Origin of the sequence: Novosphingobium sp. PhB57, assembly GCF_004342985.1 — a bacterium.
In the GTDB taxonomy this organism is placed as follows: domain Bacteria; phylum Pseudomonadota; class Alphaproteobacteria; order Sphingomonadales; family Sphingomonadaceae; genus Novosphingobium.
On record NZ_SMBO01000002.1, the window covers coordinates 229922 to 253140 of the forward strand.

Annotated in this window: 20 protein-coding genes; 5 read left to right on the forward strand and 15 right to left on the reverse strand. The window is 67.7% G+C overall.

All coding sequences use genetic code 11. The features are described 5' to 3' along the window. Positions 1 to 23: 23 nt before the first annotated feature. The 5 genes from lnt to hisS form a co-directional block, all read right to left on the reverse strand. A complete protein-coding gene (gene lnt, locus EDF58_RS08720) occupies positions 24 to 1676 on the reverse strand; it encodes an apolipoprotein N-acyltransferase (RefSeq protein ID WP_132264562.1) in 1653 nt (550 codons plus the stop codon). A 227-nt stretch (positions 1677 to 1903) separates the two neighbouring features. Then, entirely contained in the window at positions 1904 to 2875 is a 972-nt protein-coding gene (locus EDF58_RS08725) for a DUF4167 domain-containing protein (protein ID WP_132264564.1), read from the reverse strand. 238 nt (positions 2876 to 3113) lie between these two features. Continuing rightward, complete coding sequence (gene prmC, locus EDF58_RS08730; RefSeq protein ID WP_132264565.1) at positions 3114 to 3962, reverse strand: peptide chain release factor N(5)-glutamine methyltransferase; 849 nt, start codon at positions 3960 to 3962, stop codon at positions 3114 to 3116. Between the two features lie 61 nt (positions 3963 to 4023). Continuing rightward, positions 4024 to 5094, reverse strand: a complete 1071-nt coding sequence (gene prfA / locus EDF58_RS08735) for a peptide chain release factor 1 (protein WP_132264567.1) — start codon at positions 5092 to 5094, stop codon at positions 4024 to 4026. Then, positions 5091 to 6335 carry a histidine--tRNA ligase gene (gene hisS / locus EDF58_RS08740; RefSeq protein ID WP_132264568.1) on the reverse strand — a complete coding sequence of 415 codons (1245 nt, stop codon included), beginning with the start codon at positions 6333 to 6335 and terminating at the stop codon, positions 5091 to 5093. Before hisS ends, prfA begins: the two co-directional genes overlap by 4 nt. A 104-nt stretch (positions 6336 to 6439) precedes the next feature. Between hisS and EDF58_RS08745 the strand changes: the two genes are divergently transcribed. Together EDF58_RS08745 and ppa are read left to right on the forward strand one after the other, a co-directional pair. Further along, the gene (locus tag EDF58_RS08745) at positions 6440 to 8383 is read left to right on the forward strand and encodes a M61 family metallopeptidase (protein WP_132264570.1); all 1944 of its coding nucleotides are present in this window, start codon (positions 6440 to 6442) and stop codon (positions 8381 to 8383) included. Positions 8384 to 8646: 263 nt separating this feature from the next. Further along, positions 8647 to 9195 carry an inorganic diphosphatase gene (ppa, locus tag EDF58_RS08750; RefSeq protein WP_132264572.1) on the forward strand — a complete coding sequence of 183 codons (549 nt, stop codon included), beginning with the start codon at positions 8647 to 8649 and terminating at the stop codon, positions 9193 to 9195. A gap of 153 nt (positions 9196 to 9348) precedes the next feature. On the opposite strand, the gene EDF58_RS08755 is transcribed toward ppa, so the two are convergent. The 9 genes from EDF58_RS08755 to panC form a co-directional block, all read right to left on the reverse strand. Further along, positions 9349 to 10098, reverse strand: a complete 750-nt coding sequence (locus tag EDF58_RS08755) for a glucose 1-dehydrogenase (protein ID WP_132264573.1) — start codon at positions 10096 to 10098, stop codon at positions 9349 to 9351. A gap of 180 nt (positions 10099 to 10278) precedes the next feature. Further along, complete coding sequence (locus EDF58_RS08760; protein ID WP_243654141.1) at positions 10279 to 11721, reverse strand: PepSY domain-containing protein; 1443 nt, start codon at positions 11719 to 11721, stop codon at positions 10279 to 10281. Next, positions 11718 to 14018, reverse strand: coding sequence for a TonB-dependent receptor (locus EDF58_RS08765; protein WP_132264577.1), 2301 nt, complete (start codon positions 14016 to 14018; stop codon positions 11718 to 11720). The genes EDF58_RS08760 and EDF58_RS08765 overlap by 4 nt, the downstream gene beginning before the upstream one ends. 95 nt (positions 14019 to 14113) lie before the next feature. Continuing rightward, a complete protein-coding gene (locus EDF58_RS08770) occupies positions 14114 to 14515 on the reverse strand; it encodes a hypothetical protein (protein WP_132264579.1) in 402 nt (133 codons plus the stop codon). Between the two features lie 84 nt (positions 14516 to 14599). Continuing rightward, positions 14600 to 15190, reverse strand: a complete 591-nt coding sequence (locus EDF58_RS08775; RefSeq protein ID WP_132264581.1) for a hypothetical protein — start codon at positions 15188 to 15190, stop codon at positions 14600 to 14602. After that, on the reverse strand, positions 15187 to 16530 hold the full coding sequence (locus EDF58_RS08780; RefSeq protein WP_243654142.1) for a HAMP domain-containing sensor histidine kinase: 1344 nt from the start codon (positions 16528 to 16530) through the stop codon (positions 15187 to 15189). The genes EDF58_RS08775 and EDF58_RS08780 overlap by 4 nt, the downstream gene beginning before the upstream one ends. A 17-nt stretch (positions 16531 to 16547) precedes the next feature. Continuing rightward, positions 16548 to 17234 (reverse strand): response regulator transcription factor, encoded by a 687-nt coding sequence (locus tag EDF58_RS08785; protein ID WP_132264585.1) that lies wholly within the window; start codon positions 17232 to 17234, stop codon positions 16548 to 16550. Between the two features lie 71 nt (positions 17235 to 17305). Continuing rightward, positions 17306 to 18091 carry a CsgG/HfaB family protein gene (locus tag EDF58_RS08790; protein ID WP_132264587.1) on the reverse strand — a complete coding sequence of 262 codons (786 nt, stop codon included), beginning with the start codon at positions 18089 to 18091 and terminating at the stop codon, positions 17306 to 17308. A gap of 137 nt (positions 18092 to 18228) precedes the next feature. Then, the gene (gene panC / locus EDF58_RS08795) at positions 18229 to 19098 is read right to left on the reverse strand and encodes a pantoate--beta-alanine ligase (protein WP_132264588.1); all 870 of its coding nucleotides are present in this window, start codon (positions 19096 to 19098) and stop codon (positions 18229 to 18231) included. Positions 19099 to 19289: 191 nt separating this feature from the next. Here panC and EDF58_RS08800 point away from each other — a divergent pair, with 191 nt between their 5' ends. Genes EDF58_RS08800 through EDF58_RS08810 form a run of 3 tightly spaced genes read left to right on the forward strand, consistent with a single transcriptional unit; the run spans position 19290 to position 21801 of the window. Next, positions 19290 to 20102, forward strand: a complete 813-nt coding sequence (locus EDF58_RS08800; protein WP_132264590.1) for a division plane positioning ATPase MipZ — start codon at positions 19290 to 19292, stop codon at positions 20100 to 20102. After that, the gene (locus tag EDF58_RS08805) at positions 20099 to 20395 is read left to right on the forward strand and encodes a J domain-containing protein (protein WP_132264592.1); all 297 of its coding nucleotides are present in this window, start codon (positions 20099 to 20101) and stop codon (positions 20393 to 20395) included. The genes EDF58_RS08800 and EDF58_RS08805 overlap by 4 nt, the downstream gene beginning before the upstream one ends. A 2-nt stretch (positions 20396 to 20397) precedes the next feature. Beyond that, positions 20398 to 21801, forward strand: a complete 1404-nt coding sequence (locus tag EDF58_RS08810; protein WP_132264594.1) for a phosphomannomutase/phosphoglucomutase — start codon at positions 20398 to 20400, stop codon at positions 21799 to 21801. A 6-nt stretch (positions 21802 to 21807) separates the two neighbouring features. Here EDF58_RS08810 and EDF58_RS08815 read toward each other — a convergent pair whose 3' ends face one another. Further along, positions 21808 to 23079, reverse strand: coding sequence for a DUF4010 domain-containing protein (locus EDF58_RS08815; RefSeq protein ID WP_132265290.1), 1272 nt, complete (start codon positions 23077 to 23079; stop codon positions 21808 to 21810). Between the last annotated feature and the right edge of the window lie 140 nt (positions 23080 to 23219).

Below are 23219 nucleotides of genomic sequence, written 5' to 3' on the forward strand. Positions count from 1 at the left end.
GAAATCTTTATGTGGGCACTGGTCTAGCGACGACGACGGCGGAGCGCAATAACGGAAAGCGCAAGCGTCCAGAAAGCCGTGGCAAGTGTCAGCGGCAGCAAGTTTCCGAATATTGCGAAAGGCGTCGGTTCGCGGGGCGGCGGGATGCGTCCGTCCAGCCTGCCCGCGCTGTGCCAGGGCACATAGGCGCGCACCAGGCCATCGGCATCGATCACCGCGCTGATCCCGGTGGTGGTGGAGCGCATGACCGGAAGCCCCTCCTCGATCGCGCGAAGCCGGGCCTGGGCGAGGTGCTGCGGCGGGCCCCAGCGTCCGAACCAGCCGTCGTTGGAAGGATTGAAGATATAGTCCGGCCTCACGCGCGGGTCTGCCACCTGACCGCTGAAGACGATTTCGTAGCAGATCTGCACCCCCGCCTTGCCCCAGGCGCCGAGGTCGAACGTGCGCGGACCCGGTCCGGGCCAGAAATCCAGCGCGCCGGGCACGAGGCGCGTCGCGCCGAGCGGTTCCAGCAACCAGCGCAGCGCGAGGTACTCGCCATAGGGGACGAGATGGGCCTTCGAATAGCTCGCCAGCAGATTGCCGTCGCCATCGATCATGGAGACCGAATTGCGTGCGGCGATGCCTTCGCCGTCCTTGATGACAAGGTCGACCGCGCCGGTCATCAGCACGGCGTAAGGGCCGATGACCCGGCCGATACGCTCGCGCGCCAATACGGGGTCCTCCGCATAGGTATACATGCGGTAGAGGAACTGCGGATAGCCATCGCGAATATAGTCGCCCAGGCCCGATTCCGGCCAGAACACCACCCGCCGGTCACCCGGCGCGCGAGGCAGGGACAAGCGCGCCAGCTTGACGAAATTGGCCTCGTAGAAGCGCGGGTCGTCGATGAATTCCTGGCGAATGTCGGGCTGGACAAGCGTGTAGCGAACGGCGCCTTCGGTGCGCGCGGCCCAGGGGTCTGGCAGGGTCATCAGCGCCGCGAGCGGCCCGAACAGGGCGAGGGCAGGGAGTGCCCAGGCCCAGCGTGCGCCGCCGCGCGAGCTGCGCGAAAGCCGCCAGAGCAGGCCGGGGACACAGGCGATCAACGCGAGGAACCCGGACAGCCCATAGGTCCCCACCCAGGGCGCCAGCAGGGCCAGTCCGCGGGTATCGTGACCGCCGAGCATGGCCACGCCAAGCGGGTTCCAGGCAAAGCCGGTGAAGACCCAGGCCCGCAGCCATTCAGTGACGATCCAGGCCGGGACAAAGGCCAGCGCAAGAAGCAGGAAAGCGCCGGGACCGGCGGCATTCGGCGGGCTTTCCGGGGCTCGGCCGCGGTCCAGCCGCAGCAGCAGCCAGGCGCCCAGCGCGGCGAGGCCCGGATATACCGCGAGATAGAGAGAGATAAGGCAGACGGCGATCATGCCCAGCCAGGCAGGCATCGAGGCCTGATAGGTAAAGGCCGTCGCGATCCAGTTGTCGCCGAGCGTGAAGTGACCGAGACCGAAGAACCAGCCGATGAAGAACGCGCGCTTCCCGCTGGGCGCCCGCGCGATGAGTTCCACCAGCACGGCCACCCCGAGCAGGGTCAGCGGCCAGAGGCCCAGGGGTTGGAAGCCGCAGGCGGCGATGACGCCGGCCAGAATCGCGACAAGTCCGGCCGCAAGGCGCGGGCGGCGATCGAGGAAGTCCATTACGGGTTTCAGAGCCGGGCCTCGCGCCGATGGGAATCCAATGGCGCCGCTATGTAGGGGCCTGTCGTGGGAGGCAAGCGAAGTTCGTGAAAAGAGCGGATTTGCCTGCGCCGTGCCTGAACTTGCTACGCATATTGCCGGGCCGGAAAAGCGACGACCCACGTCCTGCCTTGCGGCGAGACGTGGGTCGCGAAATGCTGGACGTTTCCGCCCGGCCGGTCAGGCTCTTACGAGTTGACGGCTTCCAGCGGGTTTTCACCGCCCTCGTCCGACGACGGCGCAGCCTTGCGGGTGCGGCGGCGACGGGGCTTTTCCTCGGCGGCCTCGGCCTCCTCGGTGGGCTTTTCAACCGGCTTTTCCGCAGCCTTGGCGGCGCGGGGTGCGCGCTTGGCCGGAGCGGCGGCGATGGCGGGCGGCAGGATCGCGGGATCGAGGTTGCCGGTCGGTTCGGCTTCCACGGCGGGAGCCTCTTCACCGGCATTTTCGCCCGCTACTTCTTCGTCACGGCGGCCGCGCGGCTTGCGCTGCTTCAGGCCACGCGAGGCGCGATTGTCGCGAACGAACGGGTTTTCCGCCGGTTCGTAGACCATCGGATCGCCGGTGACTTCCGCCTCGTTGCCGGGTGCGGCAACCGCCTCTTCCTCGACCGATTCGGGGCGGGGAGCGCGCTCGTCGCGGCGGTTGTCGTCGCGACGGTTGTCTTCGCGGCGGGTATCCTCACGACGCCCATCCTCACGGCGGGTATCGTCACGACGGTTATCGTCACGGCGCGAATCTTCGCGGCGGGGCTGGCGCTCCTGGCGCTGCTCCTGCCGATCGAAGTTGCGCTCCGGACGCTCCTGGCGTTCCGAACGTTCCTGCCGTTCCGGGGCGGGCGATTCGTAGTCGCCGTACTCGTCGACTGCGTAATCGTCGCCATAGTCGGAACCGCGATCGTCGCGGCGCGGCTGGCGCGAATCTTCTTGGCGTTGCTTTTGATCAGCAAGGACGCGGAAGTAGTGGTCTGCGAACTGGAGGTAATATTCCTCCTGCACGCGGTCACCATTCAGATGCGCGTCATGGGCCAGCTTCTTGTACTTCTCCAGCAACTGCGGCGCATTGCCGCGAGCCCTGCTGTCGATCCGATTGATCTGCTGACCGCCCTGCTGGCGATTGTTACCGCGGCCACGCCGACGGTTATTACCACGATTATTATTCAAGGATTATTTCCTCAAAAACCCAGGGCATCGGCCTGTTCCCGTCGGGCCGATCTGCCACACGTCACATGATCACGGATCGCCCCCGAGTGCCGTGAACTCCACCGTTGCCGGGTCGTAGCCACTTCAGGCCGCGACGATCTGCAAAGGTTGGAGGCGAACCACCCACATGGGAAATTCCATCCATGTGCTGGTTCGCCGTAATCCTTAGGCATTCCGGGCCGGAATTCCAAGTGAAAACTTACGCAGCTGTTGAAAACTCCAGCACCCTGGGACGATTTCCCAGATCGCGATGGAGGCGGCTGGAGAGGCCGCACTCGCTGCCGATCGCGGCGACGGGCTCGGCCTGTTCGTGGCCGATCTCTACCAGCGCGGCGCCGCCCGGGGCAAGCAGGCCCGGCAATTGCGGGATCAGCACGCGATAGTCGTCCAGCCCCAGTTCGCCCGCGTAGAGCGCGCTGGCCGGCTCGTATCCGGCGACGGAGCGGTCAAGCGTCACGGTCGTCTCGACATAGGGAGGATTGGCGAGAATCAGGTCGAACGGCCCGCCCAGCGCATCGGCCCAGCAGGGCGCATGCCAATCGCCCAGCGCCATGCGGGCGCGGGCGCCAAGGCCCAGCGCTTCGGCATTGCCGGTCGCCACCGCGAGCGCGCCGGGAGAACTGTCCACGCCCACGCCGCGCGCTTCGGGCAAGTTGGCGAGCACGGCCAGCAGCAGGGCGCCGGATCCGGTCCCGCAGTCCAGGACGGCGCGGGCCGCGGGCCGGGCGGCCAGTGCCGCCTCGACGAGAATCTCCGAATCCCCGCGCGGGATCAGCACGTCCGGCCCGACCGTGAACGGCAGGCCGAAGAACTCCTGAGTGCCGGTGATATAGGCGACGGGTTCGTGCTCCGCGCGGCGCGCGACCAATGCGGCGAAGCCTGCGGGCGCAGGATCGCGCATGCGCGAGAGCAGCAGCGACGAGCGCGAGCAGCCGATGGCGTGGGCCATGAGCACTTCGGCGTCGAGACGGGCGGTGTCGCTGGTCGCGGAGAGAAGTCCGGCGGCTTCGCGAATCGCCTCGCCGGCCGTGAGCGCGGGATCAGTCATGGTTGGGCGCGTTCAGCAGGCGCGGGGCGCTTGGCCGGCGCCCGGCGCGAAGGCCAGTTCCTCAAGCATCCATGGCCGCGAGGCGCTTGGCCTCGTCCTCGGCCAGCAGGGCGTCGACCATTTCGGCAAGGCCCGGACCTTCGAGAATTTCGGGCAGGCGGTGCAGGGTCAGGTTGATGCGGTGATCGGTCACCCGGCCCTGCGGGAAATTGTAGGTGCGGATGCGCTCCGAACGGTCGCCCGATCCGACCATCGCCTTGCGGGCCTCGGCCTCGGCGCCGTGGGCCTCTTCGCGCATCTTCTCGTAGAGACGCGCGCGCAGGACCTGCATGGCCTTGGCCTTGTTCTTGTGCTGGCTGCGCTCATCCTGGCAGATCACCACGAGATTGCTGGGCAAGTGCGTGATGCGCACGGCCGAATCGGTGGTGTTGACGTGCTGGCCGCCCGCGCCCGAGGCGCGGAAGATGTCGATCTTGAGGTCCTTGTCCTCGATCTGGACGTCGACTTCGCTCGGCTCGGGCAGCACCGCGACGGTCGCCGCCGAAGTGTGGATACGGCCGCCCGATTCGGTGACCGGCACGCGCTGGACCCGGTGGACGCCGCTCTCGAACTTCAGCTTGGCGAAAACGCCCGCGCCGGCGACATTGGCGACCACTTCCTTGAAGCCGCCGAGATCGTTGGCGTTGACGGAGATCATCTCGACCCGCCAGCCCTGTTCCGCGGCATAGCGCTCGTACATGCGATAGAGGTCGGCCGCGAAGAGGGCGGCTTCGTCACCGCCGGTGCCGGCGCGGATTTCCAGCATGGCCGGGCGCACGTCCGCCGCGTCGCGCGGGAGCATGGCGATGGCCAGCTGCCGCTCGGCCTCGGGCAGTTCGGCCTTGATCCGGTGGATTTCCTCCTCGGCCAGGGCGCGCATGTCGGGGTCGGGGTCTTCCAGCGTCTGGAGCGATTCCATTTCCCCGCGCATCGACACGACTTCGGCAGCGACGCGCGCCACCGGTTCCAGCTCGGCATAGTCGCGGCTGGCGGTGACGAAGGCGTCGCCTTCCAGCGTGCCCGAGGCGAGACGCGCCTCAAGCTCGGAGAAACGCGCGGCGATCTGCGCCAGACGGGTGTCGGATATGCTCACGGATGGACCGACTGGAGGACCTGCTCGACCGCGAGGTATTCGGCGGTCGGCTCGGCCGCGCGCAAGTTGGCGCTGGGCTGGCCGTCCTTGGCGCCGAACGAGACGAGCACCTTGGCGCCCATCTTCACGGCCTTGTCGAAGCGCTTGCGGGGGCTGCCGGTGGCGACCATCTCCGCGTCGAGGCCCTGGAAACGCAGCGCGGTGATGACCTTCTGGGCATAACCCAGCGCGGCATCGTCCTCGACCGCAAGCACCACGGTCAGCGGCGCTTCGGTGAGCGTGCCGGCATCGGCCACCAGCATGGCGAGCCGCTCGATCCCTGCCGCCCAGCCCACGGCCGGGGTGGCAGCCCCGCCGAGGCTTTCCATCAGTCCGTCATAGCGGCCGCCGCCGAGCACGGTGCCCTGCGCGCCGAGGCGGGTGGTGACGAATTCGAAGGCGGTGTGGCGATAGTAGTCCAGCCCGCGCACCAGCGACGGCGCGCGCTCATAGGCGACGCCGGCGGCATCGAGCCCGGCGGTCACCGCGGCGAAGAAGTCCTGCGCCTCTGCCGAGAGATAGGCGTCGATCTTCGGCGCGTCGCCGACGAAGACCTTGTCGCGCGGGTCCTTGGAATCGAGGATGCGCAGCGGGTTGCGTTCGAGGCGGTCCTGCGAATCCTCGGACAATTCCGCCTTGTGGGCGCGGAAATATTCGATCAGCGCCGCGCGCCAGGCATCGCGGCTGGCAACGTCGCCCAGGGTGTTGAGCTGGAGCGCCACGCCGTCGGAAATGCCGAGTTCCTTCAGCAGGTGGTCGGCCATGGCCAGCAGTTCCACGTCGGCCAGCGGTTCGGGCGAGCCGATCAATTCGGCGTCGATCTGGTGGAACTGGCGGTAGCGGCCCTTCTGCGGGCGTTCGTAGCGGAACAGCGGGCCGTGAGTCGCGACCTTGAGCGGGGCGAACTGCTTCCAGCCGTCGGTCAGGTAGGCACGGGCGAGCCCGGCGGTGAATTCGGGGCGCAGCGTCAGCGATTCGCCGCCGCGATCCTCGAACGAGTACATTTCCTTGGACACCACGTCGGTGGTCTCGCCGATCGAACGCGAGAACACTTCGGTCTTTTCGAAGACCGGCATCTCCACCCGGCGGAAACGGTAGAGCTTGCGGACACGCTCGAACGTCGCGACGACATGGGAGAAAGCCTCGGCATCGGTGCCGAAGATGTCCTGGGTTCCGCGAATAGCCTGTGGTGTGGTGCTCATGACGCGCGCGCTTAGCCCGATTGCAGCGGCGGGGAAAGTGGCCCCGGCCGGTTTAGTGGATTGGACGGTTGCCAAATCGGGCAACTGTCGCAAAGAATGACGTAATGAAATATCGTTCCGCGGTCGTCACGCTCCTCGCCCTTCTCTCCGTATCAACCCCGGCCCTCGCGCAGGACACGGCGCAGCGCAGCCGTCCTGCGGCCCCCGCGCTGCCCGCACCGCTTCCCGCCGCGCAGGACAAGGCCTATCCCGGCACGATCGCGCTCGACATCGATGCCAGCGATGTCGTCCACGGCGTCTACCGCGTCATGCAGCAATTCCCCGTTGCGGCCGGCACCGACAAGCTGATCCTCGTCCAGCCGAGCTGGCTGCCGGGCAACCATTCGCCCACCGGCCCCGCGGCGCTGCTCGCGCAGGTCCATTTCTTTGCCGATGGCAAGGAGATCAAGTGGCAGCGCGACACCGTGGCCGTGAACGCCTTCCATCTGGAGCTGCCGGCAGGAACGCAGGTCGTCACGGCCAGGTTCATCCACACCTCGCCGGTGCAGGCCAAGGAAGGCCGCATCACCATGACGCGGGAAATGCTGAACCTGCAGTGGGAAAAGATGAGCCTCTATCCCTCGGGCTACTACACCCGCGGGTTGACCGTGAAGCCCACCGTCAAGTTCCCGGCCGGCTGGACCGTCTACACCGCGCTCGATGGCAAAAGCCAGCAGGGTGACACCGTGACCTGGGCGCCGACCGACTACGAGCGCCTGGTCGACGAGCCGATCTTCGCGGGCAAGTACGCCCAGCGCTGGGACCTTGGCCATGACGTCAGCATGGACGTGGTGGCGGACGAGGCCAAGCTGCTCGGCATCAAGCCCGAGAACATGAAGACCTACCGCAACCTCGTCTCGGAAGCGCTGCTGACGTTCGGCGCGCGCCACTTCGACCACTACGACTTCCTGCTGGCCCTGACCGACCGCATGGGCGGGATCGGCCTGGAGCACCATCGTTCGAGCGAAAACCAGATGGAGCCCAAGGTCTGGACCGAGTGGGACAAGATGGACTTCGATCGCAACGTGATCCCGCATGAATTCGTCCATAGCTGGAACGGCAAGTATCGCCGCCCGGCCGATCTCTGGACGCCGGACTACCAGCAGCCGATGCAGAACACGCTGCTCTGGGTCTATGAGGGCCAGACCCAGTTCTGGGGCTATATCCTGGCCGCGCGTTCGGGCGTGCAGACCAAGCAGACCATCCTCGACACGCTGGCCGGCGCGGTCGCGCGCTATGCGGAAGCGACGCCGGGGCGCGGCTGGCGTTCGGTGGAGGACACCACGTTCGCGCCGGTCCTCAACATGCGCCGCCCGCTGCCCTACACCTCGGTCACCCGCACCGAGGACTATTATGTGGAAGGCGCGCTGACGTGGCTCGAAGCGGACCAGATCATCCGCCAGGGCACCGGCGGCAAGAAAGGCCTCGACGATTTCGCCAAGGCCTTCTTCGGCGTTCGCGACGGCGATTGGGGTGAACTGACGTACGACTTCGACGAAGTCGTCAAGACGCTGAACGGCGTCTACCCTTACGACTGGGCCAGCTTCCTCAAGACCCACATCTACGACACCAACCAGCCCGCGCCGACCAAGGGCGTGGAGATGGCCGGGTACAAGCTGGTCTGGAAGGACACCCAGAACGGCTACGAGAAGGGCGTCGCGGATTCGCGCAAGTCGCTGGACCTCAGCTATTCGCTGGGTGTCTCGCTGGACAACGAGGGCACCGTGACGGGCGCCGTGTTCGATGGACTGGGCTACAATGCCGGTCTCGTCAGCGGGGTGAAGGTCATGGCGGTGAACGGCACCGCCTATAGCGGCGAGACCATCAAGGACGCGATCACCGCGGCCAAGACCGCGAAAGAGCCGATCTCGCTGCTGGTGAAGCGCGGCGATGCCTTCAGCACCGTGACCATCGACTATCACGGCGGCCTGCGCTGGCCGTGGCTGGAAAGCACCACGCCGGGCAAGGTGAACGGGCTCGACCGCCTGCTGGCGCCGCGCAGCAAGTAACGCTCCGTCCGCGCGGGGGTCATCGCGCAAGTTAGCCTTTGCAGGCAACGAGATAGCCCGGAAGCGGATCCCCGTCCGCTTCCGGGTTTTTTCGTGCCGGGCCATCAGTGTCTGAGGGGATTCGTCTATCGCAGCAGCGCATGTGTCGCAAACTGGCTACATCTACCACGATAAGGCAGTTGCGGTGCATAAGTTGCAAGGCTAAGCCCCGCGGTCAAAGACTAACCGGCACTATTGACCCGTGCCTGTAATGAAGGACCAACATGCGCATCGACATGATTCCTGTCGGCAAGAACCCGCCGGAGAGCCTGAACGTCATCATCGAGGTCCCCATCGGCGGTGAGCCCGTGAAGTACGAGTTCGACAAGGATTCCGGCGCCCTGTTCGTCGATCGTATCCTGCACACCCCGATGCGCTATCCGGCGAATTACGGTTTCGTGCCGCACACCCTGTCGCCCGACGGTGACCCGCTCGACGCGCTGGTCGTCGCGCGCTCGCCCTTCGTCCCCGGCGCGGTGGTGCGCGTTCGCCCGATCGCGGTGCTGAACCTGGAAGACGAACACGGCGGCGACGAGAAGCTGGTCTGCGTGCCTGACGACAAGACCTTCCCTTACTATTCCGACGTTCAGGAAAAGGGCGATCTGCCGCCGATCGTGTTCAGCCAGATCGAGCACTTCTTCACTCACTACAAGGATCTCGAGGCCGAAAAGTGGGTCCGCGTCGGCACCTGGGGCGGCGCTGAGGAAGCCCGCCGCATCGTCGTCGAGGCGATCGAACGCTACGAGACCGAGGGCAAGAAGGCCGAGGCCTGATCTTCCTCCAGTAATTCCACCACCCCCCATGTGGAACGAAGGGCCGGCGGTGCAAACCGCCGGCCCTTTACATTTGTCCGGGCAAGCCTGGCCCCATAGGCGAGGCTGCGGCCCGCCGGTCTGGCCTGAGCCCTGACCGGGGGGAAGACCCTCTCAGGTCACCACGCGTCCGCCGTTGACGCCGATGGTCTGGCCGGTGACGTAGCCCGAATCCTCGTGGCAGAGCCAGGCGCAGGCATTGGCGATGTCGTCCGGTTCGCCAAGGCGGCGTACCGGGACCGACTGCAGCAGCACCTCGGTCGGGATCTGGAAGCGGTCGCGGTTCGCTTCCGACATGATCGTCCCCATCACCGATCCGGGCGGGATGTTGTTCACGGTGATCCCGTAAGGCCCGAATTCCTGCGCCATGGAGCGGGTCATGGTCACCACCGCGCCTTTCGAGGACGAATAGGGGATCATGTTTATCGCCCCGGTCTGCGCGCTGGAGGACGATATATTGACGATCCGGCCCCAGGCCGCCGCCTTCATGTCGGGCAGGCACTCCTGCGTCATGATGAACGGACCGCGCACGTTGACGGCGTAGATGAAGTCCCAGCGCTCGTCCGTGAGTTCCTCGAACGGCGTGAAGTCGGTGACGCCTGCATTGTTGACCAGGATGGAGATCGGCCCCAGCGCCTCGCGCACCTGTTCCACGGCGGCCTGCACCGAGGCACGGCTCGACACGTCGGCCCCCACGGCCAGGGCCGTGCCGCCCGCCTCGCGAATGGCAGCGACGGTATCGGCGCAGCGCTCGGCGTCGAGGTCGAGCACGGCGACGGCCACGCCCTGTCTGGCCAGCCGCCTGGAGCAGGCCGCGCCGATGCCGGCGGCGGCGCCGGTGACGATGGCAACCTTGTAGGACACACGCATTCTCCCGTTGCGGCGCCTGTCTCGGCCTGGATCGATGGCCGGGCCCGGCGCGCTTCCCCACTGGGCTAGACCGAAACGGCCGCCATCAGAAGAGGGGTGCTGAACGGGTGTTCAAGAATTCGCCGGAGCGAAGCGCCACCATTTCCTTGCTCCGCCCCGGTGTCAGCTGGAGTCTCAGCTGGAAATGCGTGGCGACCGCCAGCCCATCCAGGCGCCCAGCCGGGGCGCCAGCCGCTTGCCGGCCCCTTCCAGCGCCGCCGCCAGGGCGAGCGACAACCCGAACAGCGGCATCGCCAGCGCCAGTGCGAAGACCAGCGCGACCAGCAGCCAGCTATGTCGCAGCGGCGCGAAAGCGGCGGGCGCGCCCAGCACCCGATCCGGCCGCCTACGCCACCAGAGCACCACGCTCGACAGGCATAGCATGACGAGGCCGAGCAGGACGGCGAGGTTGACCAGTTGGTTGGCCAGTCCCCACCACGCGCCCTCGTGCACGGCGACGCCATAGCCGACTGCGCGGTCGATCCAGTGGCGCTGGCCGAAGCGCTGCACGCCGACCAGTCGGCCATCGCCGGAAATCTCGGCGCTGTCGCGGGCGGGGCGGTTCTCGGCCTGGCTGCGCACTTGCCACAAGGCGCCCTCGGCCATGGGCGGGCTCACTTCGACCGGCGCGGCAAAGTGAAGGCCCTGCGCCTGCGCCACGACGGCATCGAGCGCCTTCTCTCCCGGCGCCGTCATCGCCTCTGGCGCGGCCATCATCATTCCCCCGGGCATGGTCATCGCACTCTGCGCGCCATGCTCGGCATGTTCCGCCATCATCGCCCGCATGCCGGCATCGGCGATGGCGCGGCGATCGGCATCGGCAGCGGAGCCGGCGGACCAGTCCTGCACCCCCTCCAGCGTGCCGGTGACCGCGCGGATGTCCCGGAAGTAGTCCCCCCAGGCATTGGCCCAGGGCAGGCCGGAAGCGATCAGGAACAGCGCACCGAGCGAGATCCACAGGCCGGTCACGGCATGTATGTCGCGCCAGAACAGCGCGCGGCCGCGGCGCAGGCGCGGATAGACCACGCCGGCCAATTTCCCTCCCGTCTGCCGGGGCCACCAGAGGAACAGGCCGGTAAGCAGCATGACGATGGTCCAGCACGCGGCCGTCTCGACCAGGGCCGATCCGCGATTCCCCGCCAGCAATTCGCCATGAAGGCGGAAGACGACGCGCATCAGCCTGTCCTCTTCGGCCACCTGGTGAAGGACCCGGCCGGTCTGCGGATGGACCCAGACCCGCACCTCGTCCGTGCCCTGGCCCACCAGCACTTCCACGGCATCGCCCTTGGCCTCGGGCAGGACGTACTTGTGGAGCACCGACCCCGGCACCGCGGCAACGGCGCGCGCCGCGATCGTCGCGGGCGCCAGCGCAGGGGCCGGGCCGCTCGCGACATCGCGGAAAGGTGCATAGAGCAGGCCCTCGATCTGCGGCTTGAACAAGTAGATGCCCCCCGTCACCGACAGCCACAGCACGAACGGCAGGCAGAACAGCCCGGCATAGAAATGCCAGCGCCATACGGCACGATACCAGCGTTCGGTGCGCGGCGCGGCAGCGTTCACGGTTCGGATCGTCGTCACAGTTTCCATCCCGCTTCCACCAGGAAGCTGCGCTGCGGATAGGGGTGATAGACCCAGGCCCGGTCGTTGGTGAGATTGTCCACGCCCGCGCTGAAGCGAAGCTGGTCGGTAACGTCCCAGCTCACCTTGGCGTCGAGCGCGAAAAGTTCGGACGTGTAGCCGTAAGTGTCGCCGCGCTGGAGCCCGAACAGGTCGGTGTTCGGGCGGCTGGCATAGCGCACCCCGATCGAGACAAGGACCGGCGGCGCCACGCGGTATCGCAAGTTGCCGTTGAGGCGCCAGCGGGGGATGCGGGGGAACTGCACGCCTTCCGCTGCTGGCGCGCTGTCGTTGCGCAAGGTGGCCGAATCGATCCAGGCCGCATTGGCATCGAGGTCCAGGCCCTCCAGCAGCACGCCGCGTGCTTCCGCGATCAGCTCGAAGCCATATTGCCGGGTCAGGTCGATGTTCTTGTACGTGGACGTCGTTACCCCGTTCTGGTTGAATCCGGTAAACGAGAAGATCGTGTTGCGCACCCGCTGCCAGAAGGCGGAGCCGGTGAGCTTCACTTTGCCGAACTGCCGCGCCAGCACCAGATTGGCATCGGTGGATCGCTCCGGCTTCAGGTTCGGATCGAAGCTCTGGGGGTCGAACAGGCCGTTGCCGTCCAGGCTGCCCTGAAACAACTCGCCCACCGTGGGAAACCGCGTGGCCTTGGCGAGGCTCAGTTGAAGTCTCGTATCCCCGTCGATGGACCATTCGGCCGAGGCCTTGGGCTGGAAGGCATCGGCATGGCGGCCGTCATACCGGTTGTCCACGGCAAGGCCGTTCGAACCGATCCGGCCGAGCCCGCCATCGAAGGCGTGCCAGTCCTCGAACCGGCCGCCGAGGGTGAGTGTCACGGCCTCGACCGGCACCCGCAGTTCGGCCCAGGCGGAAAGCGTGCGGGTCTTGCCGAAGCTGCGGGTCGCGAATGTCCGGCCCGTGTCGCGGCGCCAGTTGGCCAGGCCGTAAGTGATGAGGTCGGTGCGATAGAGGTTGGCCGCGGTGCCGCCCGCCAGTTCGGCGCCGCCCAGCCGGGCCGTGGCCGCAAGCTCTCCGGTGTACCATGCCGTCGGCCCCTGCCGTGCGAGCGTCCCCGCGCCGTCCTGCGCGCCGGCATTGTAGCCCTTCGAGGTGAAGGCGTCCGAGCGCAGGATCTGGTAGGTCGAGACATTGGCCGTCACCGTCACCGCATCCGAAACCGGCGCGGAAAGCTTGATCCCTGCCAGCAGTTCGTCGCGGATGGTGCGGGACCAGTTGGCGCCGCTGGCAGTGTAGGCCTGCCCACCGAAGGTCACGGTGCCGTCGCAGACCGTGCCTCCCGCGGCGTCGCGCAAATAGCAGTCGGGCGCGGTCTGGCTGTCGAGATTGTGCCAATAGGCCAGCAGCGCCTCGCCGGTCACGCCGGAAGCGCCATCGTAGCCGAGGCGGAGCTTGGCCTGGTCCTGGGTGATGATCGCCGGGCTCTGCGCTGCGAAGATCGGGTTGGTCGCCGTGCCCGGGGCACTGGTCATGTGCTGGCCCGGATCGACCACGGCGCCGGTCACCGCCGGAAGGGCGGAGGCGCCGACGCTCGCCGTGCTCGGAGGGAGCCCGTAGAACATCTGCGGATGGCCCTCGTTGCGGAAGTGGCGGCCCGACAGGCGGATCGACCAGGGACCGTCTTCCTGCCGGAAACCCATGCCCGCTTCGGCCGAATAGCCCCAGTAGCTGTCATGGGTGCCGTACTGGTCATAGGGCTGGTTCATGCCCTGGACGGAGACGAAGGCTTCGGTCTTCTCGGGCGAGCGGGTGGTGATATTGACCACTCCGCCCATCGAATTGCCGGCATAGCGGGCCGAGTAGGGGCCATAGACCACGTCGAACTGCGAAACCTCGCCCGGGCCGACCACGCCCCATTTGGGCGCATAGGCAAAGGAGTTGCCCAGGAAGTTGGAGACCGTGAAGCCATCCACCATGACCAGCGTCCGGGCGCTCTGGGTGGAGTGCGTGCCGCGAAACCCGGGGACGCCGTTGGAATCGCCGGCGTAGCGGGTGCGCACGAAGAAGTCGGGCGCGTATTTCATCAGGTCCTCGACGTTGCGGGCATTGACGCCCGCGAACTGTTCGTTGCCGAGGCTGACGGAAAGGCCGCGGGCTTCCAGGCTGATGGGCGCGTCGCGCTGGCCGACGACGAGGATGGTCGAGCCGGGCGCCGCATCGGCGTCCTCGGCAAGGGCTGCCCCGGAAAACAGGGCAAGCGGCGTCGCGCCAAGCGCGAGCAGGAATCTGTACATGGGGATATTCACCTGATCGGCAGGCCGTCCATTAGGATCGGCATGCGCGCGTCATGTCGTGCCGCAGGCTCGGGACCGGCAGCGTCGCATCGGGATCAGGCGGGGAGGGGCGGCCCTCTCAGGGGCGGACGGATCTGCGCGCGAAGGCGGCGAAGCGCCAGCGGACGGTGCAGGACGGCCGCGACGAAGACGAACAGCAAGGCCGCCGCGACGAGCGCCGGAAGCACGGCATCGAGCGCGGCCGCAGAGTGCGAGGAAAAGGCGCAAGGGTGATCGGCGGTGTTGGACGCGTCGTGACTGCCGCCCTTGCGCTCGACGTGGATCAGCACCTTGGAGCCGGCCGGTGCCGAGCCGGAGCAAAGCTCCACCGTCAGCGCGCCGCCCTGGGCCGAAGGCATGTAGCCGGTGGGCACGAAGATCTTGAGGCACAGGGCCGCGGCCAGCAGCATTGCCGCAAGGCCGGGACGGGCCCGGAAGAACTGCCTGAGAGTGCCCACGGCGGATCGTCTACCCGCAAAGACCGGGTGCGTCATCAGGCGAAAATGTCCCAGGTGGCCCTGAGGGGCTTTTCGCGGCGGCGATCAGTCGACGACCAGGAAATAGTTGGCCTGGCTCTGGCCGCCGTTGCGCACTTCGATCAGGTAGCGCTGGGTGAACACCGGCACCCAGCGGCAGGCGCGGCGCTGGGCGTCCGCCAGGCAGACCGGCTTGTGGTCGGCATCGACGACGCGCAGGCTCAGCGGCTCGCCGCCCACGGCGGAAAGGGCGATGCTGGCCTTGCGGCCCGAAAGGAACACCTGCTGGAAGGAATCGCTCTTGCCCGCGCCGATCTGGCCGGAGCGGTAGCCCGGTCCGAGCGGACTGCCGCGCAAGGGCGAGCCTGCCGCCGCCGGCACCAGCGCGCGCCAGGCGGGGACCGGATCGGCGCCGGTCCAGCCTTCCATCGGCCGGGCGCCGGAACGGTCGATCACGCGCAGCGCATCGCCCAGCGCCGCCGCGTCGGCGGAACCGGCGGCTTCCTGCGCGGCAAGCAGGGCCTGGACCACGCGCTCGTCCCGCGACGGGGTCAGGGCTGGTGCGGCTGAGACTGGGGCAGGCACGCAGAGCGCCGGCGTGCCGACCAGCAGCGCCGCGCCGGCCAGGACGTTCAGGGCGGATCTGGGCGCATTCATGGTTTCGACTCCGGTGCAATCGTGAAGCAGGCGCCTTTTTCGGTGGGCGCGAGAGTGATTTCAAGATGATGGCGCTCGGCAATCGCCTTGCAGAGGGCAAGACCCAGCCCGGCGCCGTTCTGGCCGTCCCGGTTGGCCGCGCGGCCGAACTTCTCGAAGATACGCTCCCGCTCTTCGGCCGGAACGCCGGGGCCGTCGTCGCGCACGGTCAGCAGCGGCCCCTTCTCCAGTTCCAGCCTGACGTTTCCGCCCGGGGGGACGAACTTGAAGGCATTGTCGAGCAGGTTGGTGATGAGCCGGGTCAACTGCATTTCCTCGCCTTCCACCACGACGCCGGGGGTGATGGCGAGTTCGAACCCGTGGCCCGATTCCTCGGCACTGTCGGCATAGAGTTCGCCCAGTCGCTCGGCGAGAAGGCTGAGGTCCACCGGGGCCAGGCCATGGCGGTCGCCGCGGCGGGCCTGGCTGGCGGCGATGTCCAGCAGCGATTCGAGCATGCGGATGATGCCGCGGATCTCCAGCCGGGCATCGACGATCCGCGCCGACGTTTCGCCGTCGGGCGTCGCGGCCAGCGCCCGCACCAGGCGGTTGTCCAGATGCATGAGCGGGGTGCGCATCTCGTGCGCGACCTGGTCCGTGGTTTCGCGCTGGGCGCTGGCGAGGCGGCGCAGGCGGGCGAGGGCATCGCCGGAGTGGCGGGTCAGCTCGTCGATCTCGTCGCGGTCCTTGGAGCCTTTGGCGAGCTGGGCCAGCGCTGCATCGTCGGGGTGGCGGAAGGCGGCGTTGATGCGCTCGATCCGGCCGGCCAGGCGGCGCGCGGCGAACCAGCCGGCCAGCGCCACGGCACCCACCGCCAGCAGCCCGCCGGCCAGGAAGGCCAGCGCGACTTGCCGCAGCAGCAGGCCGAGGTCGCGGTACTCGTGGGCAACCAGCAGCCGCAGGTCCGGTCCGAGCTGGGTGGCGCGGCCCAGCGCGCGCTGGCCATCGGGCAAAGTGACGTCGCCGGTTTCCGAGACGCCGGCGTGGAGGCCGGGCCATGCGCGAAGGTCGCCCGCGAGCGGTGCGCCCCTGGCGTCGGCCAGAAGATAGTGCGCCGGGTTGGCATCGCGCGGCTGAAGCGCGAGGCGGTCGTTGATGCGGTTGGAAAGCTCGACTGCGCCGCCGCTGGCGAAAATGTCGACCATGCCCGCAAGGTCCACGTCCACCGCGCGTTCCAGCGCCAGGCGGTTGGTGCGCTGGATCGTGGTATCGGTCAGCAGCCAGAGGCCGAACGTGATCATCGCCGCGATCAGGATCGCCCAGGCGACGATCTGGGTAAAGATCGACCTGTGAATTTCCACGAGGCGCGCCATGGCGTCTAGCGCCCGTCGAGCAGGCGGTAGCCCGAGCCCCAGATCGTCTCCAGCGCAGGCGTATCGAAGCCTTCCTCCAGCTTGCGGCGGAGGCGGCCGATATTCACGTCGACGACGTTGGTCTGCGGGTCGAAGTTCATCTTCCACACATCGCGCAGCAGCATCTCGCGCGTCAGCACTTCGCCGGCGTTTTCCATGAAATAGCGGAAAAGCTCGAATTCCTTGGGGCTCAGCGCGAGGTGGCAATTGTTGCGGAAGGCGGTGCGCGCTTTCACGTGGCACTCGAAGGCGCCGTAGAGGATCACCGCGCTATGCGCCCGCCCCGAGGCGCGGCGATGAAGCGCGCGGAGCCGGGCGAGCAGTTCCGGCGCTTCGAAAGGCTTGGCCAGGTAGTCGTCCGCCCCGGCGTCCAGCCCCTCGGCCCGGTCGCTGGTGCGGCCCAGCGCGGAAAGCATCAGCACGGGCGTGCCGATGCCGCTTTCGCGCAGGCGCGAGAGGATCGTCAGCCCGTCGAGATCGGGCAGCATGCGGTCGAGGATGATGACGTCGAAATGCTCGAAGCCGGCCAGCTTCAGGCCTTCCTGTCCGCTTTCGGCCCAGACGAGCGGGATGCCCGCCTGCGCGGCCAGCTCCTTCACTTGCGTTGCGGCGCGGACGTCGTCTTCGATATAGAGGGTTTTCGGGCCGCTCATGGCGCTGTTCGCTGCTGCGTCGTACCGGCCGGGAAAAGGCCCCGGCCGGTCATTCCGCAAGATCGTGTCGATCAGTGGGCCTGGGCGTTGGTGGCCTGCGGGGCCGCCGCCGAGGCGCTTTCGGGCAGGCCGCCGAGCTGGGTGACCAGCTTGGTATAGGCATCGAGATAGGCGAGCACGATGATCTGGCCGATCTGGGTGTTCTGGTAGCCGCCGCCGCCGGCCGCGCCGAACGTGCCGCCGAAGAAGCCGCCACCGCCGCCGCCGAAGCTGACGTCCGACTTGCGGGCATAGCCCTCGGTCAGCGCTTCCTCGACCGTGGTGCGCGCGTTGACGATGGAGAGCGTGACGTTGGCCTCGCCCTTCTTGACGTTGAGGCCGCCGGCGATCGCGCCGAAGCCGCGACCGAACAGGCCGCCCACGCCGCCAAGCGCGGCGCCGAGACCGCCGCCGCCGGAATTGTTGTTGGTGGAGACGATATCGGGCTGGATGAAGTAGTCTGCCGCCTTGATCTGGCCCTTGCCGATGTTCGAGCCCTTCTGAAGCTCACCCTGTTCGGCCAGCGCGCGTTCCATCGCGCTGTTCTGCAGCGAACGGCCGCGGTTCACCATGGTGAAGCAGCCGGACTTCTGCACGAAGACGCGCAGGATCGCCTCGGGGCTGCCCAGGCTCAGTTCGCGCCACCACTGGTTCTCGGGCTCGACGATGGCGACGGTGCCGAGGTTCTTGCGGCACACCGGGATTTCCTGGGTGCCCTTGTCCTGGACCTTGCGTGCGGAAGAGCGGTCTTCGGCGAAAGCCGAGGGCGCGCCGGCCACGACGGCAAGTGCGGCGAGCGCACAGGCGAATTTCTTCATGATGACTTCCCTCTGTTGCACCGGACGCGGGGCGACCCGGCCTTCCCAACCCGGTTCGACCTTAAGCCGGAATTCCCGGCACGCAAATGACTATTGCTGTGAGATTTCCCGAAGGAAAAATCGGGATGGCGCAGCGGCTATTCCGGCAAGACCGCCATGTTGTCGATCAGGCGGGTCGTGCCGATCCGCGCCGCCACCAAAAGACGCATCGGCGCGGTCCCGCGCGAATCCAGCGGGGCAAGGCTGTCGGCATCGCGAAGCTCGGCATAGTCGACCGAGGAGAAGCCGCCTGCCAGCAAGGCGTCCTTCAGATGGCCGATGCAGGCCGCTACGGGCTCGCCGTTCCGAATGCCCGCGATCGCGACTTTCATGGCCATCGGCAGGGTGACGGCCTGCAGGCGCTGCTCGGCCGTGAGGTAGGCATTGCGCGAGGACATGGCGAGGCCGTCCTCCTCGCGGACGGTGGCCACGCCCAGCACGGCGTCGGCGTGGGGCCTGGTCAGGTCCAGATCGCGGGCCATGCGGCGGATCACGGCGAGCTGCTGCCAGTCCTTCTCGCCGAACAGCGCCACGTCGGGCAGGACCTGGTGGAACAGCTTGCACACCACGGTGGCGACGCCGTCGAAGTGACCGGGGCGCGATGCGCCGCAAAGGCCGTCGCTGACGCCGGTGACGGAGATATTGGTGGCAAAGCCCTGCGGGTACATCGCCTCCACGGTGGGTGCCCAGACCAGGTCCACCCCTTCCGCTTCCAGCAGCGCACAATCGCGCTCCAGCTGGCGGGGATACTTGTCGAGATCCTCGTTCGCGCCGAATTGCAGCGGGTTCACGAAGATCGAGACGACGACGTGATCGGCCTGCTTCCGCGCTTCGCGCACCAGTGTCAGATGGCCTTCATGGAGCGCGCCCATGGTCGGCACCAGGGCGACGGTTTTCGGCCCGTCGGGCGACTGGCGCAGGGCGGCAACGGCACGGCGCAGTGGATCAAGGCTGTGGAGGGTTTGCATTGGGTGTCACTGCTCCGATAGGATGCACTTGACCGGTGGTCGCGCCTGCCCTTAGCCGCACCGCGCCCCGGGCGGCAATGGGTTTGACCCGCTTCGGCGGTTAAGGATTTGATTTCGCTTCCCGGGCTAAAGTCCGGGGGCAGCGAATCCGGGCTAGGGCCCGGGGGCAACAGGGAAAGCGAACAGGGTCCGTGACAGCGCATCGCATCGTCTTCGCCAATGAAAAAGGCGGCACCGGCAAGTCCACGACAGCCGTCCACGTCGCCATCGCGCTCGCCTATCAGGGCGCCAAGGTCGCCGCGATCGATCTCGATCCGCGCCAGCGCACTTTGTACCGCTATCTGGAGAACCGCGTCGAAACCGAGCGCCGCCGCGAAATCGCGCTGCCCGGCGCTCGCTTCTCGGTCTACGACGGCGAGGATATCGGCGAGCTGGACGATCTGGCCGAAGCCATCGCCGATGGTTACGACTTCCTGATCTTCGACACGCCCGGCCGTGACGACCAGTTCGCCCGCCACGTCGCGGCAACGGCCGATACCCTGGTCACCCCGCTGAACGACAGCTTCATCGACTTCGACCTCATCGGGCAGGTCGAGAGCGAATCGTTCAAGGTGAAGAAGCTTTCGTTCTACGCCGAACTCATGTGGGAAACCCGCAAGAAGCGCGGCCTCAAGACCATCAACGAAGGTCGCCGCGAACTCGACTGGGTGGTGGTGCGCAACCGCGTCCAGCACGTCGAGGCGAAGAACATGCGCCGCCTGGAAGGCGCGCTGCTCGAACTGTCCAAGCGCGTCGGCTTCCGCATTTCCAACGGGCTTTCCGAGCGCGTCATCTTCCGCGAGCTGTTCCCCTCGGGCCTGACCCTGCTCGACAAGGGGCATCTTGGCGAACTCGGCACCAGCCATCTCGTGGCGCGCCAGGAACTGCGCCAGCTGGTGGCGGGGCTCAACCTGCCGATGCCGACGAACCGTGAGCCGGATCTCCAACTCGCCGGCGACGAATGAAACTGCTCTGGCTCATCGCGCTCGGCTGCATTGCCTGGCGGCTGATCAAGGGGCGCTGGCCGTGGCAGGGCAAGGCGCTGCCCGGTCCCTCCTTCGCGGACGTTCACGCCAGCGCGCAGGCGCGGGCGCTGCTGGGCGTGAGTGAAGGCGCGGACCGCCGCGAAATCCTCGACGCGCACCGCCGCGTCGTCGCGCAAGTCCATCCCGACCGGGGCGGCACGAACGAGAAAGTTCACGAAGCGAACGCGGCGCGCGATCTCCTGCTGGCCAGGCTGAGCAGCCCGCAGGCCTGAACATGGGCCACAGGTTCGATCCCACCATCCTGCGCGAATACGACATTCGCGGCGTGGTCGGCCGGGATCTCGGGCCGCAGGACGCTCATGCGATCGGCCGGGGCTTTGCCACCGTGCTGCGCCGCGCCGGGGGGCGCAAGGTGGCGGTGGGCTACGACGGCCGCCTCAGTTCCCCCATGCTGGAAGCGGCGCTGGTCGAAGGGCTGCGCGCCAGCGGCGCGGACGTGGTCCGCATCGGCCTGGGGCCGACGCCGATGCTCTATTATGCCGAGGCGACGTCGGGCGACGTGCAGGGCGGCATCCAGATCACCGGCAGCCACAATCCCGCCGATCACAACGGCTTCAAGCTGGTGCTGGGCGGGCGGCCGTTCTTCGGCTCCGATATCGTCCGCCTGGGCGAGATGGCGGCGGTGGGCGACTGGGACGAGGGCGCCGGGCAGGTCGAGCAGCGCGAGGTGCTGGAGGCTTATGTCGATCGCATCGCGCAGGGCGTTTCGGGGCTCTCGCACGAGGGTCTTGCCGGTCTGCGGATCGGCTGGGATGCCGGCAACGGCGCGGCCGGACCGGCGCTGGAGCGGCTCGCGGCGCGCCTGCCGGGCGAGCACCATCTGCTGTTCACGCAAGTGGACGGTACTTTCCCGAACCACCATCCCGATCCCACGGAAGAGCGGAACCTGGCGGACCTGAAGGCGCTCGTCGCCGCGAAGGGCCTGGACTTCGGGGTGGCTTTCGACGGCGATGCCGACCGGATCGGCGCCGTCGACGGCCTGGGCCGGGTGATCTGGGGCGACCAACTGCTCGGGATCTTCGCGGAAGACGTGCTGGCGCGCATGCCGGGGGCGACGGTGATCGCCGACGTCAAGGCGTCCGGCGCCGTGTTCGACACGATTGCGCGCCACGGCGGGCGCCCGCTCATGTGGAAAAGCGGCCATTCGCACATGAAGGCCAAGATGAAGGAGACCGGCGCGCTGCTGGCAGGCGAAACCAGCGCCCATGTCTTCTTTGCGGACGAATTCTACGGTTTCGACGACGGTCTCTATGCGGCGGTCAGGCTGATGGCGGCCACGGTCCGGCTGGGGCGCTCGGTGACCGAACTGCGCGGCGCGATGCCGGAGATGCTCAATACGCCGGAACTGCGGTTCCGGGTGGACGAGGCGCGCAAGTTCGCGGCCGTCGCGGAAGTGCGCGCGCGGCTTGCCGAGGCGAGGGCGGTTTTCGTCGACATGGACGGCGTTCGCGTCACCACGCCCGATGGCTGGTGGCTGCTGCGCGCTTCCAATACGCAGGACGTGCTCGTCGCCCGTGCGGAAAGTCACTCGGCCGAGGGGCTGGAGCGGCTGGTGGGCGAGATCGACGGGCAACTGGCGGCCTCGGGCCTGCAACGCGGGCCGCAGGCGGGGCACTAGCCGCCCTTAGCGCAGGACGAGCCAGGCAAGGCCCACGGCCAGGGCGCTGCCGACCAGGGGGATCACCCCGTCGCGGCCTTTCTCCCATCCGGCCACGCTGGCGACCACGCCGGCCTTGAACAGGGTGTTGAGCGCCACCGGCACTGCCAGGACCAGTCCGGCGGTACGCGGATCGAGCGTCTGGCCGGCCAATCCGCCCATGGTGATGATGGCGGAATCGACGTCCACCGTGCCCGAGATCGCTAGGACCAGCGCAAGGCCGCGGTCCCCGAAATTCTGCAGCACCCATAGCGAGGCGACGGTGAGCACCATGACCAGACCGGCGAGCATCAGCGCGGGGGCGACGTCGAAGGGATTGCGGATCGTCATCTCGTGGCTGGTGTCGCCCACTTCGGCGAAGCGTGTGCGGTGGAGATACCAGGCGGCCAGCGCGAGGCTGACCGTGAGGCCCGGGGCGATGAGCCTGACCAGCATCGGCAAGGCGGCCGGCGCGAGCAGGCCGGTCAGGACCATCACGCGCAGGAACATGACGACGGAGGATACCGATACCGCAGAGGCCAGCACGGGCGCCGGTATGGCGCCGTCCTTCATGCGGTTGGCGATCGAGGCGGTGACCGCGGTCGAGGAGACCAGCGCGCCGGCCGCGGCCGTGGCGATGACCCCGCGGGCCGCGCCGACGATGCGGGTGGCGAAGTAGCCCGCGAAGGAAAAGCCGGAGACCAGCACCACGATCAGCCAGAGCTTCCGCGGATTCCACGCGCCGTAAGGGCCGAAATCCTGGTTGGGCAGGAGCGGCAGGATCACCAGCGCGATCAGGGCGAACCGGGCGATCGAGAGCACCTCGCGGTGGCTGAGGCGATCTATCCAGCCGTGCAATTGCTCGCGCATGGCGAGCAGCAGGACCATGACCACCGCGATCACGGTGCCGATCAGCCGCTCGCCCAGGCCCACCATCAGGCCGCTCGCCAGAGTCAGCAGCGCGACGACGCCGGATGTGCCGCTGACGCTGCTGTTCAGCCGCGCGTCCCGCCAGTAGCCCACGATCACCAGCAGGGCGGCGGCGCCGAGCAGGACGGTGGCCGGGCCGGGGGCGGGGGCGAAGAGAATGCCCGCAAGCCCGCCGGCAAGGCCCATCAGGGCAAAAGTGCGGATGCCGGCGAAGCGCGACCCGTCGGCCTGTTCGCGCGCGGCCCAGCCGCGTTGCAGGCCCACCAGCAGCCCCAGTGCGAGGCTGACGGCCAGGGCGATCAGGTGTCTGAGATCGAGATCCGTTGGCATCGTCACCCTGGCCCTCGCTGCTGGGAACCGGCCGACCATCCGCGAAGGGGCACAAGTACGCAAGAAGATTGGCGCAACCGCGCCGCATGCTCGGGCTTTCCTGTTGTTCGCCCCCATGCTTCAACGGAGCCGTGCTGCAA

Coding starts and splice junctions, on each gene's coding strand:
- lnt (WP_132264562.1), bottom strand. CDS start 1,676: ATGGACTTCCTCGATCGCCGCCCGCGCCTTGCGGCCGGACTTGTCGCG.
- prmC (WP_132264565.1), bottom strand. CDS start 3,962: ATGACTGATCCCGCGCTCACGGCCGGCGAGGCGATTCGCGAAGCCGCC.
- hisS (WP_132264568.1), bottom strand. CDS start 6,335: ATGAGCACCACACCACAGGCTATTCGCGGAACCCAGGACATCTTCGGC.
- EDF58_RS08745 (WP_132264570.1), top strand. CDS start 6,440: ATGAAATATCGTTCCGCGGTCGTCACGCTCCTCGCCCTTCTCTCCGTA.
- ppa (WP_132264572.1), top strand. CDS start 8,647: ATGCGCATCGACATGATTCCTGTCGGCAAGAACCCGCCGGAGAGCCTG.
- EDF58_RS08765 (WP_132264577.1), bottom strand. CDS start 14,018: ATGTACAGATTCCTGCTCGCGCTTGGCGCGACGCCGCTTGCCCTGTTT.
- EDF58_RS08775 (WP_132264581.1), bottom strand. CDS start 15,190: ATGAATGCGCCCAGATCCGCCCTGAACGTCCTGGCCGGCGCGGCGCTG.
- EDF58_RS08785 (WP_132264585.1), bottom strand. CDS start 17,234: ATGAGCGGCCCGAAAACCCTCTATATCGAAGACGACGTCCGCGCCGCA.
- EDF58_RS08790 (WP_132264587.1), bottom strand. CDS start 18,091: ATGAAGAAATTCGCCTGTGCGCTCGCCGCACTTGCCGTCGTGGCCGGC.
- panC (WP_132264588.1), bottom strand. CDS start 19,098: ATGCAAACCCTCCACAGCCTTGATCCACTGCGCCGTGCCGTTGCCGCC.
- EDF58_RS08805 (WP_132264592.1), top strand. CDS start 20,099: ATGAAACTGCTCTGGCTCATCGCGCTCGGCTGCATTGCCTGGCGGCTG.
- EDF58_RS08810 (WP_132264594.1), top strand. CDS start 20,398: ATGGGCCACAGGTTCGATCCCACCATCCTGCGCGAATACGACATTCGC.
- EDF58_RS08815 (WP_132265290.1), bottom strand. CDS start 23,079: ATGCCAACGGATCTCGATCTCAGACACCTGATCGCCCTGGCCGTCAGC.